This is a genomic window from Pseudomonas sp. GW821-FHT07E12, from assembly GCF_058986605.1.
Window position 1 is genome coordinate 19394 of sequence record NZ_JBYSVX010000010.1, and the last position, 17339, is coordinate 36732.

Genomic DNA, 17339 nt, shown 5'->3' on the forward strand with positions numbered 1-17339 from the left:
CGTCGCCGACGGGGGCGGGGTAATGGAGCCGGTACTGGCCGGCGAATTCGCCTTGCAGGCGGGGCAGCTGGACGATGCCGCGCGCTGGTACCTGCAGGCGGCCCAGGCCGAGGCCGGCGACGCTGGACTGGCCGAGCGCGCCGCCCGCATCTCGATGCTGGCCAATGACGACGCGCGTGCGTCCCAGGCCCTGGTGCTGTGGCGCCAGCGCGCGCCGCAGTCGCTGGCGATGCGCAGCACCGAGGCCTCGCTGGCATTGCGCAAGGGCGACTTGCGGCTGGCCCGGCGCGACCTGCTGGCGCTGTTGCGCGATCCGGACCCGCGCGGCTGGCGCTTCGCGCTGGTGGCGCTGGCCAATTCCCGTGATCCGGACGTGTCGGCCAAGGCGCTCGCCGACCTGGTCAAGGCCAATGCGATCCCCAACCAGATCGAGGCCTGGCAGGAGTTCGGCCGGCTGGCGCTGCGGATGGAGAAGCCGGAGCTGACCAAGCGCATCGTCGACGAGGTCGTGCGCCGCTTCCCGAACGAACCACGCGTGGCCTTGCTGCACGCCACCCAGCTCAGCCAGTCGGGCCATCGTGACGAGGCCCGCGCGCTGCTGGCGGAGGTCGAGCCGAAGGCAGTCGGCGATTCGGACCTGCGCGGCGCGCTCGCGCTGGCCTACGACACCATGGGCGACGTCTCCGACGCCGCACGCGTGCTCGCGGTCGGCCCCCAGGACACCCAGACCTACGGCCTGCGCGCCTCGCTGCTGGCCAAGGAGCAGGACAATGCCGGCCTGGTCGCGCTGTACGGGGAGCTCAAGGCCGATTCGGCCAATCCCCAGCCGGATCGCCGGCTGCTGCTCGGCAAGATCGCTGAGTACCTGAAGCGCTACCCGGAGGCCGTGGACTGGTACCGCGGCGTGGCGGGTGGTCCGCTGCGCAGTGAGGCGCAACTGCGCGCGGCCAGCGCGCTGTTCCAACTGGATCGCAAGCAGGAGGCGTTCGACCAGTTGCACGCCTTGCAGGCCGATGCCGACGCGGACGACGACGCGCGCCGCGACGCCTACGTGCTGGAAGCCGAGCTGCGCCAGCGTGCCGACGACGATGCCGGTGAGCTGGACGTATTCGCGCGCGGCCTGTCGGCCTATCCCGACGACAGCGCGCTGCTGTATGCGCGCGGCCTGTCCTGGGAGCGTCGCGACGACATCGCCCGCGCCGAGGCCGACCTGCGCAAGATCCTGGTGACCGAGCCGGAGAACGTCGCCGCGCTGAACGCGCTCGGCTACACCCTGGCCGACCGCACCACCCGCTACAAGGAAGCGCTGGCGCTGATCGACCGTGCCCGCACCGCCGAGCCGGACAACGCCGCGATCATCGACAGCTACGGCTGGGTGCTCTATCGCATGGGCCGCACCCGCGAGGCGCTGGTGCAACTGCGTCGTGCCTGGAGCCTGTTCAAGGATCCGGAGATCGCCGCGCATATCGGCGAGGTGCTGTGGGTTGGCGGTAATCAGGACGAGGCCAGGCGCTACTTCGACGAGGCGCGCAAGCTCGATCCGGACAACCGCTCGCTGAAGCGCGCACAGGAGAAGCTGGGCCTATGAACGGCGCGATGTTCCTGCGGCTGCCGGTCTTGGCGGCCATGCTCGCGCTTGCCGCCTGTTCGACGATGTCCGGGCGTCAGGCGCCGCCTGCGGGCGAGGTCGTTGCCAGTGTCTCGCCGGAGGCCCGCCAGGCCGAGACCGAGCGGCAGGCCTGGCTGGTCGCGCATCCGGACTGGTCGTTCCAGGGTCGCGCAGCGATCGCCAAGGGGCGCAACGGCGGCAGCGGTCGGGTCGATTGGCAGCAGCACGCCGACCGCTACCGGATCCAGCTCAGTGCTCCGGTCACCCGCCAGAGCTGGACGCTGGATGGCGATCTGCGCAGTGGCGCCGGCCGCCTGGAAGGCCTGGACGGCGGCCCGCGTGCGGGCGCCGATGCCGAGCAGGTATTGCTGGAAGCCACGGGCTGGCAGATTCCGGTCAACCAGCTTCCCGGGTGGGTACGCGGCCAGGTTGCGGAGGGCGCTGGTGAGCTTGGTTTCGATGCCGAAGGGCGGCCCCGGGCCTTGCAGCAGCAGGGCTGGACCATTGAATTCCTGGAGTGGTACCCGGCCCAGGACGGGCGGCCGGCCTTGCCGCGCCGGATCGAGGCCCGCAACGGCGACGCCAAGGTGCGGCTGATGCTCGACCAGTGGGACGTTCCCGCGCAATGAGTGCCATCGAGCGGGGCTGGTCGGCGTGGCCTGCGCCGGCCAAGCTGAATCTGTTCCTGCACATCACCGGGCGTCGCGCCGACGGCTACCACCTGCTGCAGACCGTATTCAGGCTGCTGGACTGGGGCGATACGGTGCACCTGCGTGTGCGTGACGACGGCCTGATCCGGCGTGAAGGCGAGTCGGTGGCTGGCGTTGCCGAGGCCGATGATCTGATGGTGCGAGCGGCCCGCCTGCTGCAGGAGGTGGTTAAAAGCGACCAAGGTGCCGACATCAGCGTCGAAAAGCGCATTCCGGCCGGCGGTGGCTTCGGTGGTGGCTCATCCGACGCGGCGACCGTACTGGTCGCGCTGAATGCGCTGTGGGGCGCCGGACTGGACGAGGACGCGCTGGCCGAGCTGGGCTTGCGCCTCGGCGCCGATGTCCCGGTATTTGTGCGCGGTCGCAATGCCTGGGCCGAAGGCGTGGGCGAACAGCTGACGGCGATGGACCTGCCGGCGGCGGCTTATCTGCTGCTCGCCCCGGGGGTGCACGTCCCCACGCCTGAACTTTTTCGAGCCCCGGATTTGACGCGGGATGCTGCGCCCGTGAAAATAGCGGACTTCGCTTCCGGAGCTCAGCTCGACAACGCGTTCGAGCCGGTCCTGCGTCGCCGGGAATCTGCGGTTGAAGCCGCGTTCCAGGTGTTGTCCAGGGTCGGCAGGCCGCGTCTGACGGGCTCGGGCAGTGGTTGCTTCGTCGAATTCGACACACGTGCCGCCGCCGAGCGGGCGCGGGTCGCTTTGCCGGGTGATCTGGATGCGTGGGTGGTGGAGGGCGTTGCACGCTCACCGTTGCTCGCCGCGCTGGAAGCAATGCAGTTTTGATGCAGGGGCGTCGCCAAGAGGCCCAAGGCACCAGGTTTTGATCCTGGCATTCGTAGGTTCGAATCCTACCGCCCCTGCCATGTATGCGAGTCATGCATGCGAGTCCCTCGCAAAAAGCCCGTGCATCCATGTACGGGGATTCAGTAACGAAAAGCCTGGGTTGGATGCTGGGCTGGTTGTCTAGAGGCCGGCTTCGGATACTGGGCTTGGTTCGACAAGACGCTTCTTCAGATTCACGTCCTCCGCCGCACGCTCTCCGCCGCCGCCCCAGAGACCTTTCCAATGCAAGACGAACGCAATTTGCTGGTGTTCTCCGGCAATGCCAACAAGCCCTTGACGCAGAGCATCTGCAAAGAGCTTGGCATCCGCATGGGCAAGGCACTGGTCTCGACCTTCTCCGATGGTGAAGTCCAGGTCGAGATCGAGGAAAGCGTGCGTCGTCAGGAAGTGTTCGTCGTGCAGCCGACCTGCGCGCCGAGCGCCGAGCATCTGATGGAGCTGCTGGTGATCGTCGACGCGCTCAAGCGCGCCAGCGCCGGCAGCGTCACCGCGGTGATTCCGTACTTCGGTTACTCGCGGCAGGATCGCCGCATGCGCTCCTCGCGCGTGCCGATCACCGCCAAGGTCGCCGCCAAGATGATCAGCGCGATCGGCGCTGATCGTGTGCTGACCGTGGACCTGCACGCCGACCAGATCCAGGGTTTCTTCGACGTGCCGGTCGACAACGTCTACGCCTCGCCGCTGCTGCTGGCCGATATCTGGCGCGCCTACGGCACCGACAACCTGATCGTGGTCTCGCCGGACGTCGGCGGCGTGGTGCGCGCCCGTGCGGTCGCCAAGCGCCTGGACGACGCTGACCTGGCGATCATCGACAAGCGTCGCCCGCGTGCCAACGTCGCCACGGTGATGAACATCATCGGTGACGTGCAGGGCAAGACCTGCGTGCTGGTCGACGACCTGGTCGATACCGCCGGCACCCTGTGTGCAGCCGCCGCAGCGCTGAAGCAGCGCGGCGCCACCAAGGTCGTGGCCTACATCACCCATGCGGTGCTGTCCGGCCCGGCGGTGGACAACATCAACAATTCGCAACTCGATGAACTCGTGGTCACCGACACGATTCCGCTCTCGGATGCGGCGCGTGTGTGCACCAAGATTCGTCAGCTCAGCGTCGCCGAACTGCTGGCCGAGACGATCCGACGGATCGCCTTCGGTGAGTCGGTCAGCTCGCTGTACGTGGATTAGGGCCGGGAATGGAGAATCGGAAATAGGAAAAGCATGGTTTCGCCTTGCGATTCCCGACTCCCGATTTCCCCGATTCCCGGCTTCACCAAGACTCTTCTGGTCGCGGAAGAGTCGTTCAAACCGCCGCGAGGCGGTTCATCAACCTAGGTAGTGAAAAAATGTCAAAGACTCATGAAATCAAGGTCGCGCGCCGCGAAGACGAGGGGAAGGGTGCGAGCCGCCGCCTGCGTCACGCGGGGCAGATCCCGGCAATCGTCTACGGTGGCGATCTCAAGCCGGTCAACATCCAGCTGAACCACGAAGTCGTGTGGCTGGCCCAGCAGAACGAGTGGTTCTACTCCTCGATCCTGGACCTGAACCTCAACGGCGACGTGCAGAAGGTGCTGCTGCGTGACCTGCAGCGTCACCCGTACAAGCAGCTGATCATGCACATCGACTTCCAGCGCGTGAACGAGAACGAGTCGCTGAACGCCTCGATCCCGCTGCACTTCGTCAACGGCGAGAAGTCGCCGGCCGGCAAGACCGCTGGCGTGGTGATCACCCACGAGCTGAACGAAGTCCAGGTGCAGTGCCTGCCGAAGAACCTGCCGGAGTTCATCGAGGTCGACCTGTCGGCCCTGGCGATCGGCGCGGTGGTCCACCTGTCCGACATCAAGCTGCCGGCCGGCGTCGAGCTGCCGTCGCTGAAGCTGGGCAAGGAGCACGACGTGGCGGTGGTCATCGCCAAGCACGCTGCGGCTGAAGAGCCGGCGGCGGGCGAAGGCGAGGCCAAGTAATCGCCTTGCGATCCCCGCGCCCACCGGCGCGGGGATCGTAGCGATGCATTCGGCATGTCTGGATTGCGACTGATCGTCGGACTCGGCAATCCCGGTCCGGAACACGCCCAAACCCGGCACAACGCCGGGTTTCATTTCGTCGAGGCCCTTGCGCAGCGCGAAGGTGCACGCTGGAGCCTGGAATCCAAGCTGTTCGGTGAAGTGGCCAAGGTCGCCATCGCCGGCCAGTCGGTCTGGCTGCTCAAGCCGGCCACCTTCATGAATCTCAGCGGCAAGTCGATCACCGCCGCGTTGCGCTTCTGGAAGATCGAGCCGGAGCAGATGCTGGTCGCGCACGACGAGCTGGATCTGTCGCCCGGCAGTGCGCGGCTGAAGCTCGATGGCGGCCACGGCGGCCAGAACGGCTTGCGCGACACCATTCGCCTGCTCGGTCATGCCAGGTTCCATCGCCTGCGCATCGGCATCGGCCATCCCGGTCACAAGGATCGCGTGGTGGGGTGGGTGCTGGGCCGGCAGACGGCTGCGGACGGCGCGCTGATCGATCGTGCGATCGACGATGCGATCGATGTGCTGCCGCTGGCGATCACCGGCGACTTCAACGAGGCGATGAAGCGCCTGCATACTTCGAAGGCGTGATTGGTGATTGTCGATTTGCAGGAGCTGTTCCCGCTCCTTCGAATCACCAATCACGAATCACGAATCACGGAAGTGAAGTCATGGGTATCAAATGCGGCATCGTCGGCCTGCCCAACGTCGGCAAGTCGACCCTGTTCAACGCGCTGACCAAGGCGGGTATCGCTGCGGCCAACTTCCCGTTCTGCACGATCGAGCCGAACGTCGGCATCGTGCCGGTGCCGGATCCGCGTCTCAATCAGCTGGCCGAGATCGTCAAGCCGCAGAAGCTGATCCCGACCGCGGTCGAGTTCGTCGACATCGCCGGCCTGGTGGCCGGTGCCGCCAGCGGCGAGGGTCTGGGCAACAAGTTCCTCGCGCACATCCGTGAGGTCGATGCGATCGCACACGTGGTGCGCTGCTTCGAGCATGGCGACATCGTGCACGTGGTCGGCCGGGTCGATCCGATCTCCGACATCGAGATCATCGACCTGGAGCTGGCGCTGGCCGATCTGGACAGCGTCGAGAAGGCGCTGAACCGTGCCGAACGCGCTGCAAAGGGGGGCGACAAGGACGCGGCCGCGCGCAAGCCGGTGCTGGCCAAGTTGCAGGCGGCCTTGTCCGACGGCAAGCCGGGTCGCAGCGTGGGGCTGGATGAGGACGAGAAGGCGCTGGTTCGCGACCTGTTCCTGCTCACCCTCAAGCCGGTGATGTACATCGCCAACGTGCTCGAGGACGGTTTCGAGAACAACCCGCACCTGGACGCCGTGCGTGCCCGTGCCGAAGGCGAGGGCGCGCAGGTGGTGCCGGTATCGGCGGCGATCGAGGAGGAGTTGTCGCAGCTCGATGACGAGGATCGCGACACCTTTCTGACGGATCTGGGGCTGAGCGAGCCGGGCCTGAATCGTGTGATCCGCGCGGCGTACCAGCTTCTGGGACTGCAGACCTACTTCACCGCGGGCGTGAAGGAAGTTCGCGCCTGGACGGTCAAGGCTGGCGCGACCGCGCCGCAGGCAGCGGCGGTGATCCATACCGATTTCGAGAAGGGTTTCATCCGCGCTGAGACCATCGCCTTCGACGATTTCATCAAGTACAAGGGCGAGTCGGGTGCGCGCGATGCCGGTCGCCTGCGCCTGGAAGGCAAGGAATATCGCGTGCAGGAAGGCGATGTCCTGCATTTCCGTTTCAACGTCTGATCGACGCGCGCCTGGCCGTATTCATCCCAGCTGCGGGCAGGCAGAAAAGTGGAAAATTTCTGTTGACATGATTGTGAAGTGAGCCCAGAATTGCGGGCTCTTTCACCCCATCACGATTTGCCTCCGGGCCGGTCGCCAGGGTGGAAAATGGAGGGATACCCAAGCGGCCAACGGGGGCAGACTGTAAATCTGCTGGCTTACGCCTTCGGTGGTTCGAATCCACCTCCCTCCACCAGTTTTTGTTGTGATGTGCAGTGATCCCGAGGCGGGAGTAGTTCAACGGTAGAACCTCAGCCTTCCAAGCTGATGGTGCGGGTTCGATTCCCGTCTCCCGCTCCATTGGACTGAATTGCATGGCACAATAGACAACTACGCTCACGTAGCTCAGTCGGTAGAGCACCTCCTTGGTAAGGAGGAGGTCGAAGGTTCGATTCCTTTCGTGAGCACCATATACAAGTCGCCATTACATTCAACGAGCACCGAGAAGAAGCCGCCATGTCCAAGGGTAAGTTCGAACGTACCAAGCCGCACGTCAACGTCGGCACCATCGGCCACGTCGACCATGGCAAGACCACGCTGACGGCTGCGCTGACGAAGATCGGCGCCGAGCGTTTTGGTGGCGAATTCAAGGCATACGACGCGATCGACGCGGCGCCGGAAGAGAAGGCGCGCGGCATCACGATCTCGACCGCACACGTCGAATACGAATCCCCGAACCGCCACTACGCGCACGTGGATTGCCCGGGCCACGCCGACTATGTGAAGAACATGATCACCGGCGCCGCTCAGATGGACGGTGCGATCCTGGTGTGCTCGGCCGCTGACGGCCCGATGCCGCAGACCCGCGAGCACATCCTGCTGTCGCGTCAGGTCGGCGTGCCGTACATCGTGGTGTTCCTGAACAAGGCTGACATGGTCGACGACGCCGAGCTGCTCGAGCTGGTCGAAATGGAAGTGCGCGAGCTGCTGAGCAAGTACGAGTTCCCGGGCGATGACACCCCGATCATCCACGGCTCGGCCCGTCTGGCGCTGGAAGGCGACCAGAGCGACATCGGCGTGCCGGCGATCATCAAGCTGGTCGAGGCGCTGGACACCTGGATCCCGACCCCGGAGCGCGACATCGACAAGCCGTTCCTGATGCCGGTGGAAGACGTGTTCTCGATCTCGGGCCGCGGCACCGTGGTGACCGGTCGTATCGAGCGCGGTGTGGTCAAGGTCGGCGAAGAAATCGAAATCGTCGGTATCCGTCCGACCCAGAAGACCACCGTGACCGGCGTGGAAATGTTCCGCAAGCTGCTGGAGCAGGGCCAGGCAGGCGACAACGCCGGTCTGCTGCTGCGCGGCACCAAGCGTGACGACGTCGAGCGTGGTCAGGTGCTGTGCAAGCCGGGTTCGATCAAGCCGCACACCGACTTCGAAGCCGAAGTGTATGTGCTGTCGAAGGATGAAGGCGGCCGTCACACCCCGTTCTTCAAGGGCTACCGTCCGCAGTTCTACTTCCGCACGACCGACATCACCGGTGCGGTGACGCTGCCGGAAGGTGTGGAGATGGTGATGCCGGGCGACAACGTGAAGATGGCGGTGACGCTGATCAACCCGGTGGCGATGGACGAAGGCCTGCGCTTCGCGATCCGCGAAGGTGGCCGTACCGTCGGCGCCGGCGTGGTGGCCAAGATCACCAAGTAATGAACCGGCCCGGGCGCGCATGTCGCGCCCGGCTTTGTCGGTTTGCCGGCCCTGCCAAGGCAAGGTCGGATGAACTGGCGAAGAGTGTGGCGGACCGGCTGAACATCGGTCCGCCTTCGTTGTCTAAGGGTTAGCGATAAAGAGTTCATACGCCAGTAGCTCAATTGGCAGAGCAGCGGTCTCCAAAACCGCAGGTTGGGGGTTCGAGTCCCTCCTGGCGTGCCACTCACGCTGTCCCGCCCCGAAAAACCGGGCCAGATCGGTAACCAGAGCCGGATGAACAGCAAAATCGAACCTTCCAAGGGTGCCGCCTCCAGTGGCGACATTGCCAAGTACGTCATTTCCGCATTGCTGTTGCTGGCGGGGTTGTTCGTATGGTTCTGGTTCTCCGCTCCGGAGCGTGCCAGTCAGTTGGGATCGTGGACACCGCAGCTGCGTGGCTTGGCCGTCGTGGTTGGGCTGGTGGCCGCGGCTTTCGTGTTCCTGGGGACGGCCAAGGGGCGCTACACGCGCGAATTCCTGTCCGAATCGCGTTTCGAGCTGCGCAAGGTGGTCTGGCCGACCCGTCAGGAAGCCATTCGCACCACCTGGGTGGTCATTGTCGCAGTCATCATCCTGAGTCTGCTGCTGGGGGGCTTCGATTTCGTGATCCAGAAGCTCACGCAGTGGTTCCTGGCGCGTTGAGGAGAATCGTTCAGTGAAGCGTTGGTACGTCGTTCACGCCTACTCCGGCTTCGAGAAGTCGGTGGCGCAGGCCTTGCGCGACCGCATCGTCCGCAACGAGATGCAGGAGCGCTTCGGTGAAGTGCTGGTGCCGACCGAAGAGGTCGTGGAAATGCGCTCCGGCCAGAAGCGCCGTTCCGAGCGCAAGTTCTTCCCCGGCTATGTGCTGGTGCAGATCGAGACCCATGAGGAAGCCGGTATTCCGCGCATCGACAGCGAGAGCTGGCACTTGGTCAAGGAGACTCCGCGCGTGATGGGCTTCATCGGCGGTACCGCCGATCGTCCGCTGCCGATCCGTGACGAAGAGGCAGCAGCCATCCTGGACCGTGTTCAGGAAGGTGTCGAGAAGCCGCGTCCGAAGGTGCTGTTCGAGCCGGGTCAGATGGTGCGCGTCACCGACGGTCCGTTCAACGACTTCAACGGCGTGGTCGAGGAAGTCAATTACGAGAAGAGCCGCCTGCGCGTGGCAGTGCTGATCTTCGGTCGTTCCACCCCGGTGGAGCTGGAATTCGGGCAGGTCGAGAAGAGCTGACCCGTCCGGTCGGCCATTCAGGCTGGCCGGTGCAATGACTGGTATGATGCGCGGCTCAATCTGATCCGCGTCACGCTGCGGCCGCCTCCTGGGCGGCCTTGCGCGTGATTCGAATGGTAGAAAACGCGATGTCGGGACGCGTGATTTTCCCGGCGCGATGGGGAGCCTGCGGTCAAGGCGCTAGCACCCGGAGACACTCAAAATGGCAAAGAAAGTTGTCGGTTACATCAAGCTGCAGGTGAAGGCCGGTCAGGCCAACCCCTCGCCGCCGGTCGGTCCTGCGCTGGGTCAGCGCGGCCTGAACATCATGGAGTTCTGCAAGGCGTTCAACGCTGCCACGCAGAAGCTCGAGCCGGGTCTGCCGACCCCGGTCATCATCACGGCCTACTCGGACCGTACCTTCACCTTCGTGACCAAGTCGACCCCGGCTTCGGTGTTGCTGAAGAAGGCCGTGGGTATCACCTCCGGTTCCAAGCGCCCGAACACCGAGAAGGTGGGCAAGGTCACCCGCAAGCAGCTCGAGGACATCGCCAAGGCGAAGGAGCCCGACCTGACCGCAGCCGATCTGGATGCAGCGGTGCGTACGATTGCAGGTTCGGCCCGTTCCATGGGCCTCGTGGTGGAGGGTTAATCAGATGGCACAGACCAAGCGTGAGAAGGCCATCCAGGCCGCCATCGTCCCGGGCAAGTCGTATGCCTTCGAGGACGCAATCAAGATTCTGAAGACCGTCACCAAGGCCAAGTTCGTCGAGTCCGTCGACGTCGCGGTGCGCCTGGGCGTGGACGCCAAGAAGTCCGACCAGCAGGTGCGCGGTTCGACCGTGCTGCCGGCCGGTACCGGCAAGAGCGTGCGCGTTGCCGTGTTCGCCCCGGCCGGTGCCAAGGCTGACGAAGCCCTGGCGGCTGGCGCCGAAGCCGTCGGCATGGACGACCTGGCCGAGAAGATGCAGGCCGGCGATCTGAACTACGACGTGGTCATTGCCACGCCGGACGCGATGCGCGTCGTCGGCAAGCTCGGCACCGTGCTGGGCCCGCGCGGCCTGATGCCGAACCCGAAGGTCGGCACCGTGTCGGCCAACCCGGGCGAAGCGGTCAAGAACGCCAAGTCGGGTCAGGTCCGTTACCGCACCGACAAGGCCGGCATCATCCACTGCACGATCGGCAAGGTGAGCTTCGATGACGAGGCCCTGAAGTCGAACCTGCAGGCGCTGCTGGCCGACCTGATCAAGGCCAAGCCGGCCACCTCCAAGGGTACCTACCTGCAGAAGGTGTCGCTGAGCTCGACCATGGGTCCGGGCGTCACCGTCGACCAGTCCTCGCTGGCACTGAAGTAATCAGCGGGAAGTCGGGCGCTGTCATGCGCTCGACTTTTCGTTGCAGTAAACGATTCACCCCGCTTCCGGTTTTCCGCGAGCGGCGTCCGATCCCGGCAACGGGGGAGGGCATTTTGAAGGCGATCGCCGGCCCACGCTGGCGGTAGCCGTCAAAGACCGCAGGTGCGGTCCGCGCAGATCGACGACGGGCATGGAAGCTCGACACGGCAGGGAGTCGCCGTCGATCCAGCGGGGTCGCTTAATTCGTCCCGTGAGGGACAGGCCTGCGCAGATGGTGTCGCCCTTCTGGAGTTTTCTGGTTCACGCACGTCTGGGATACCCCAGGTTGGCCCACTCCAGGTCTAGAACGGCCACCAACGGAACATCAGCTGATGTTCCCGGCGTCCAGGACGGATGCCGCCCAGGACCGTAAACGGCAGGAGCCGTGAGCGGAGTTTGTTTGAAGCAGGGATCCGAGTGCCGGAACGGAATTCGCCAGCGTCGCACCGCGGCTTTGACGAATCCCGAATTCCCAATCCCGAACCCCCGCTTTAACGGAGGAGTGCAATGGCTCTCAATCTGTCCCAGAAGCAAGAAGTAGTCGCCGAGCTGGCAGACATCGCCGCCAAGGCCCACTCCTTGATCGCCGCCGAATACGCTGGCACCACGGTCGCTCAAATGACCGCGATGCGTAAGCAGGCTCGTGAAACCGGTGTTTTCTTGAAGGTTGTCAAGAACACGCTGGCCGCACGTGCCGTCGAAGGCACCGATTTCGCATGCGCACAGGACAAGCTGGTCGGTCCGCTGCTGTATGCGTTCTCGCTCGAGGAGCCCGGCGCAGCCGGTCGCCTGATCAAGGACGCCGCCAAGGGCAACGACAAGCTGCAGGCGAAAGTCGTAGCGATCGGTGGTTCGGTGTTCCCGCCGAGCCATGTCGATGTGCTGGCCTCGCTGCCGACCCGTGATCAGGCTCTGGCCATGCTGGCCCGCGTCCTGGCCGAGCCGGCCGCCATGTTCGCGCGTGCCGTCAAGGCCGTGGCCGACAAGCAGGGTGGTGGCGAAGAAGCCCCCGCTGCTGCTGACGAGCCGGTCGTCGAGACTGCCTGAGTTCGATGTTCTAGCGGTTCAATGATCTGAACCACCATCCAGAAAATTTTTAGAAGGTAATCACAATGTCCCTTACCAACGAACAGATCGTCGACGCCATCGCCGAGAAGTCCCTGATGGAAGTGATGGAGCTGGTCAAGGCCATCGAAGACAAGTTCGGCGTTTCCGCTGCCGCTCCGGTCGTCGCTGCTGCTGCTGCTGGCCCGGCTGCCGTTGTCGAAGAGCAGACCGAGTTCGACCTGATCCTGAAGAGCGCCGGCGAGAAGAAGGTCGACGTCATCAAGGCTGTCCGCGCCATCACCGGCCTGGGCCTGAAGGAAGCCAAGGACCTCACCGAGGCCGGTGGCGTCCTGAAGGAAGCCCTGTCGAAGGACGACGCCGCGAAGTTCAAGAAGGACCTGGAAGCTGCCGGCGCGACTGTCGAAGTCAAGTAAGCAGCATCTTGCATCGCCAGCCGTTCACGGTGATGCACTGAAGGCTGGGGGCGAAAGCCCCCGGCCTTTGGCCGTTACGGGATCCAACGGCCCGTAGCGAGCGAAACCCCAACTTGCAATTCATGGAGTTGGTAGTTGGAAGTAGCGGGAGATGGCGTGCTGGTGCCGGCAATACCAGCGACTTCCAACTGACAACTTAAGCGTGAGTCCCTCACAAGAGCAGCGCACACATCCATGTGCGCGGGTTCAATTTTGTGAGTCCTCGCAGGAGCAACCGCACACCCATGTGCGGGGTTCTTTTTGTTATTTCACGGCCACGGACGCGTGGCCCGTACAGCCCAAGGTGGAAGACCTTATGACGACTTATTCGTTCACCGAAAAGAAGCGTATCCGCAAGGACTTCGGCAAACAGCGCTCGATTCTCGAAGTGCCGTTCCTGCTGGCGATCCAGGTGGATTCCTACCGCGAATTTCTGCAGGAAGACGTCGAGCCGAGCAAGCGCAAGGATCTCGGTCTGCATGCGGCCCTGAAGTCGGTGTTCCCGATCGTCAGCTACAGCGGCAACGCCGCGCTGGAATACGTCGGCTACAAGCTGGGCGAGCCCGTATTCGACGAGCGCGAGTGCCGCCAGCGTGGCATGAGCTACGGCGCGCCGCTGCGCGTGACCGTGCGCCTGGTGATCTACGACCGCGAGTCGTCGACCAAGGCGATCAAGTATGTGAAGGAGCAGGAGGTCTATCTCGGCGAGATCCCGCTGATGACCGAGAACGGCACCTTCATCGTGAACGGTACCGAGCGCGTCATCGTCTCGCAGCTGCACCGTTCGCCGGGCGTGTTCTTCGATCACGACCGCGGCAAGACCCACAGCTCGGGCAAGCTGCTGTACAGCGCCCGCATCATCCCTTACCGCGGTTCGTGGCTGGACTTCGAGTTCGACCCGAAGGATGCGCTGTTCACCCGTATCGACCGTCGCCGCAAGCTGCCGGTGTCGATCCTGCTGCGCGCGCTCGGCTACTCCAACGAGGAGATGCTGGCCGAGTTCTTCGAGATCAACACGTTCCACATCAACCCGGACGAGGGTGTGCAGCTGGAGCTGGTGCCTGAGCGCCTGCGCGGCGAAACGCTGAACTTCGACCTGGCCGATGGCGATCGCGTGATCGTCGAGGCCGGCAAGCGCATCACCGCACGTCACGTCAAGCAGCTGGAAGCCGCCGGCGTCGCCGCGCTGGCCGTGCCGGACGAGTACCTGCTCGGCCGCATCCTGTCGCACGACGTGGTCGATGCTTCGACCGGCGAACTGCTGGCCAATGCCAACGACGAGATCAGCGAAGACCAGCTGCAGGCGTTCCGCAAGGCCGGTGTCGATGCCGTCGGTACGCTGTGGGTGAACGATCTGGATCGTGGCCCGTACCTGTCCAACACCCTGCGCATCGACCCGACCAAGACCCAGCTCGAGGCACTGGTCGAGATCTACCGCATGATGCGTCCGGGCGAGCCGCCGACCAAGGATGCGGCGCAGAACCTGTTCCACAACCTGTTCTTCACCTTCGAGCGCTACGACCTGTCGACGGTCGGCCGCATGAAGTTCAACCGTCGCGTGGGCCGCAAGGAAACCACCGGCGAAGCCGTGCTGTACGACCAGAAGTACTTCGGCGAGCGTAACGACGAAGAGGCCAAGCGCCTGGTCGCCGCGCATGGCGAGTCGTCCGACATCCTGGACGTGATCAAGGTCCTGACCGAGATCCGCAACGGTCGCGGCGTGGTCGACGACATCGATCACCTGGGCAACCGTCGCGTGCGTTCGGTCGGCGAAATGGCCGAGAACGTGTTCCGCGTCGGCCTGGTCCGCGTCGAGCGCGCCGTGAAGGAGCGCCTGTCGATGGCCGAGTCGGAAGGCCTGACCCCGCAGGAGCTGATCAACGCCAAGCCGGTCGCCGCTGCCATCAAGGAGTTCTTCGGCTCCTCGCAGCTGTCGCAGTTCATGGACCAGAACAATCCGCTGTCGGAAGTCACCCACAAGCGTCGCGTCTCGGCGCTGGGCCCGGGCGGTTTGACCCGCGAGCGTGCCGGCTTCGAAGTGCGCGACGTGCACCCGACCCATTACGGCCGCGTCTGCACCATCGAAACGCCGGAAGGCCCGAACATCGGCCTGATCAACTCGCTGGCGGTGTTCGCCCGCACCAACTCGTACGGCTTCCTTGAGACGCCGTACCGCAAGGTGCTGGACGGCAAGGTCAGCGACGACATCGAGTACCTGTCGGCGATCGAAGAGAACGAGTACGTCATCGCCCAGGCCAACGCGCTGACCGACGCCAAGGGCACGCTGACTGAGCTGTTCGTGCCGTGCCGCTTCCAGGGCGAGTCGCTGCTCAAGCCGCCGGCGGAAGTGCACTTCATGGACGTCTCGCCGATGCAGACCGTGTCGGTCGCCGCGGCGCTGGTGCCGTTCCTGGAGCACGATGACGCCAACCGCGCACTGATGGGCGCGAACATGCAGCGCCAGGCCGTGCCGACGCTGCGTTCGCAGAAGCCGCTGGTCGGTACCGGCATCGAGCGCGCCGTGGCGCGTGACTCCGGCGTGACCGTGAATGCCCGTCGTGGTGGCGTGATCGAGCAGATCGACGCAGCCCGCATCGTGGTCAAGGTCAACGAGGAAGAGATCGTTGGCGCCACCGATGCCGGCGTGGATATCTACAACCTGATCAAGTACACCCGCTCCAACCAGAACACCTGCATCAACCAGCGTCCGCTGGTGAACGTGGGTGACGTGGTGGCGCGTGGCGACGTGCTGGCGGACGGTCCGTCCACCGACATCGGCGAGCTGGCCCTGGGCCAGAACATGCTGATCGCGTTCATGCCGTGGAACGGCTACAACTTCGAAGACTCCATCCTGCTCTCCGAGCGCGTGGTGGAGGAGGATCGTTACACCACGATCCACATCGAAGAGCTGACCTGCGTCGCGCGTGATACCAAGCTGGGGCCGGAGGAAATCTCCGCCGACATCCCGAACGTCTCCGAGCAGGCGCTGAACCGCCTCGACGAGTCGGGCGTGGTGTACATCGGTGCGGAAGTGCGTGCCGGCGACATCATGGTCGGCAAGGTCACGCCGAAGGGCGAGAGCCAGCTGACCCCGGAAGAGAAGCTGCTGCGTGCGATCTTCGGCGAGAAGGCGTCCGACGTTAAGGACAGCTCGCTGCGCGTGCCGCCGGGCATGGACGGCACCGTCATCGACGTGCAGGTCTTCACCCGCGACGGTATCGAGAAGGACAAGCGCGCGCGCCAGATCGAGGAATCCGAGATCAAGCGCGTCAAGAAGGACTTCGACGACCAGTTCCGCATCCTGGAAGCGGCGATCTATGCGCGTCTGCGCTCGCAGATCGTCGGCAAGGTCGCCAATGGCGGCGCCGGCCTGAAGAAGGGCGACACCGTCAGCGACGCCTACCTGGACGGCCTGAAGAAGTCCGACTGGTTCCAGCTGCGCATGAAGGACGAGGACGCGGCCGACGCAATCGAGCGTGCCCAGAAGCAGATCCAGGTGCACGAGAAGGAATTCGAAGCCCGTTTTGCCGACAAGCGCGGCAAGATCACCCAGGGTGACGATCTCGCCCCGGGCGTGCTGAAGATGGTCAAGGTGTTCCTGGCCGTGAAGCGCCGCATCCAGCCGGGCGACAAGATGGCCGGTCGCCACGGTAACAAGGGTGTGGTGTCCAACGTCGTGCCGGTCGAGGACATGCCGTACATGGAGAACGGCACCTCGGTGGACATCGTACTGAACCCGCTGGGCGTGCCGTCGCGTATGAACATCGGCCAGATTCTGGAAGTGCACCTGGGCTGGGCTGCCAAGGGCCTGGGCCAGAAGATCCAGCGCATGCTCGAAGCCAAGACCGCGGTTGCCGAACTGCGCAAGTTCCTGGACGACATCTACAACCACGACAGCGCCACCGCTGCCGAGCGCGTGGACCTGTCGCAGTTCAGCGACGATGAGTTGCTGAACCTGGCCAAGAACCTCACCGACGGCGTGCCGATGGCGACCCCGGTGTTCGACGGCGCCAGCGAGCGCGAAATCAAGCGCATGCTCGAGTTGGCCGAGCTGCCGAGCAGTGGTCAGACCCAGCTGTACGACGGTCGCACCGGCGAGGCGTTCGATCGCAAGACCACGGTCGGCTACATGCACTACCTGAAGCTGAATCACCTGGTCGACGACAAGATGCACGCCCGTTCGACCGGTCCGTACTCGCTCGTCACCCAGCAGCCGCTGGGCGGCAAGGCGCAGTTCGGTGGTCAGCGCTTCGGTGAAATGGAAGTCTGGGCGCTGGAAGCCTACGGCGCGGCCTACACCCTGCAGGAAATGCTGACGGTGAAGTCCGACGACGTGCAGGGCCGCAACCAGATGTACAAGAACATCGTCGACGGTGCGCACGAGATGGTCGCGGGCATGCCGGAATCCTTCAACGTGCTGGTGAAGGAAATCCGCTCGCTGGGCATCAACATGGAACTGGAAGAGACCTGAGGCTCGGGATTGGTGATTCGGGATTCGGGATTCGCGCAAGCGATTCCCGAAGGCCCGAACTCCCGCTCTGACGAATCCCCAATCTCGCATTCCGAATCCCGGAG

The 17339-nt window shown here is 64.4% G+C and carries 15 protein-coding genes and 5 tRNA genes; all 20 read left to right on the forward strand.

Translation table 11 applies throughout. The annotated features are described in order from the left end of the window. Positions 1–22: 22 nt before the first annotated feature. The 20 genes from AC3WJE_RS07635 to rpoB all read left to right on the forward strand — a co-directional run bounded on the left by AC3WJE_RS07635 (position 23) and on the right by rpoB (position 17235). Complete coding sequence (locus AC3WJE_RS07635; protein ID WP_493730191.1) at positions 23–1588, forward strand: tetratricopeptide repeat protein; 1566 nt, start codon at positions 23–25, stop codon at positions 1586–1588. Then, complete coding sequence (gene lolB, locus AC3WJE_RS07640) at positions 1585–2238, forward strand: lipoprotein insertase outer membrane protein LolB (protein ID WP_493730192.1); 654 nt, start codon at positions 1585–1587, stop codon at positions 2236–2238. The genes AC3WJE_RS07635 and lolB overlap by 4 nt, the downstream gene beginning before the upstream one ends. Beyond that, the gene (gene ispE, locus AC3WJE_RS07645; RefSeq protein WP_493730193.1) at positions 2235–3104 is read left to right on the forward strand and encodes a 4-(cytidine 5'-diphospho)-2-C-methyl-D-erythritol kinase; all 870 of its coding nucleotides are present in this window, start codon (positions 2235–2237) and stop codon (positions 3102–3104) included. The genes lolB and ispE overlap by 4 nt, the downstream gene beginning before the upstream one ends. A 3-nt stretch (positions 3105–3107) precedes the next feature. Continuing rightward, positions 3108–3184, forward strand: a tRNA-Gln gene (locus AC3WJE_RS07650). Between the two features lie 202 nt (positions 3185–3386). Then, entirely contained in the window at positions 3387–4346 is a 960-nt protein-coding gene (locus AC3WJE_RS07655) for a ribose-phosphate diphosphokinase (RefSeq protein ID WP_493730194.1), read from the forward strand. A gap of 158 nt (positions 4347–4504) precedes the next feature. Beyond that, positions 4505–5122, forward strand: coding sequence for a 50S ribosomal protein L25/general stress protein Ctc (locus tag AC3WJE_RS07660; RefSeq protein ID WP_493730195.1), 618 nt, complete (start codon positions 4505–4507; stop codon positions 5120–5122). 54 nt (positions 5123–5176) lie between these two features. Further along, positions 5177–5758 (forward strand): aminoacyl-tRNA hydrolase, encoded by a 582-nt coding sequence (pth, locus tag AC3WJE_RS07665; RefSeq protein ID WP_493730196.1) that lies wholly within the window; start codon positions 5177–5179, stop codon positions 5756–5758. A gap of 80 nt (positions 5759–5838) precedes the next feature. After that, positions 5839–6930 carry a redox-regulated ATPase YchF gene (gene ychF / locus AC3WJE_RS07670; RefSeq protein WP_493730197.1) on the forward strand — a complete coding sequence of 364 codons (1092 nt, stop codon included), beginning with the start codon at positions 5839–5841 and terminating at the stop codon, positions 6928–6930. Between the two features lie 149 nt (positions 6931–7079). Continuing rightward, positions 7080–7165, forward strand: a tRNA-Tyr gene (locus AC3WJE_RS07675). 30 nt (positions 7166–7195) lie between these two features. Next, a tRNA-Gly gene (locus AC3WJE_RS07680) sits at positions 7196–7269 on the forward strand. A gap of 34 nt (positions 7270–7303) precedes the next feature. After that, positions 7304–7379: transfer RNA gene (locus tag AC3WJE_RS07685), tRNA-Thr, on the forward strand. A gap of 46 nt (positions 7380–7425) precedes the next feature. Further along, positions 7426–8616, forward strand: coding sequence for an elongation factor Tu (tuf, locus tag AC3WJE_RS07690; protein ID WP_493730198.1), 1191 nt, complete (start codon positions 7426–7428; stop codon positions 8614–8616). 149 nt (positions 8617–8765) lie between these two features. Continuing rightward, a tRNA-Trp gene (locus AC3WJE_RS07695) sits at positions 8766–8841 on the forward strand. Between the two features lie 51 nt (positions 8842–8892). Further along, a complete protein-coding gene (gene secE / locus AC3WJE_RS07700) occupies positions 8893–9300 on the forward strand; it encodes a preprotein translocase subunit SecE (RefSeq protein ID WP_493730199.1) in 408 nt (135 codons plus the stop codon). Positions 9301–9313: 13 nt separating this feature from the next. After that, positions 9314–9871, forward strand: a complete 558-nt coding sequence (gene nusG / locus AC3WJE_RS07705) for a transcription termination/antitermination protein NusG (protein WP_493730200.1) — start codon at positions 9314–9316, stop codon at positions 9869–9871. A 202-nt stretch (positions 9872–10073) separates the two neighbouring features. Further along, entirely contained in the window at positions 10074–10502 is a 429-nt protein-coding gene (gene rplK / locus AC3WJE_RS07710) for a 50S ribosomal protein L11 (protein ID WP_493730201.1), read from the forward strand. A 4-nt stretch (positions 10503–10506) separates the two neighbouring features. Further along, positions 10507–11205, forward strand: a complete 699-nt coding sequence (rplA, locus tag AC3WJE_RS07715) for a 50S ribosomal protein L1 (protein WP_493730202.1) — start codon at positions 10507–10509, stop codon at positions 11203–11205. 546 nt (positions 11206–11751) lie between these two features. Beyond that, entirely contained in the window at positions 11752–12291 is a 540-nt protein-coding gene (gene rplJ, locus AC3WJE_RS07720) for a 50S ribosomal protein L10 (RefSeq protein WP_493730203.1), read from the forward strand. A gap of 65 nt (positions 12292–12356) precedes the next feature. Further along, positions 12357–12725 carry a 50S ribosomal protein L7/L12 gene (gene rplL, locus AC3WJE_RS07725; RefSeq protein WP_493730204.1) on the forward strand — a complete coding sequence of 123 codons (369 nt, stop codon included), beginning with the start codon at positions 12357–12359 and terminating at the stop codon, positions 12723–12725. A gap of 355 nt (positions 12726–13080) precedes the next feature. Beyond that, entirely contained in the window at positions 13081–17235 is a 4155-nt protein-coding gene (gene rpoB, locus AC3WJE_RS07730) for a DNA-directed RNA polymerase subunit beta (protein ID WP_493730205.1), read from the forward strand. The last annotated feature ends 104 nt before the right edge of the window (positions 17236–17339 follow it).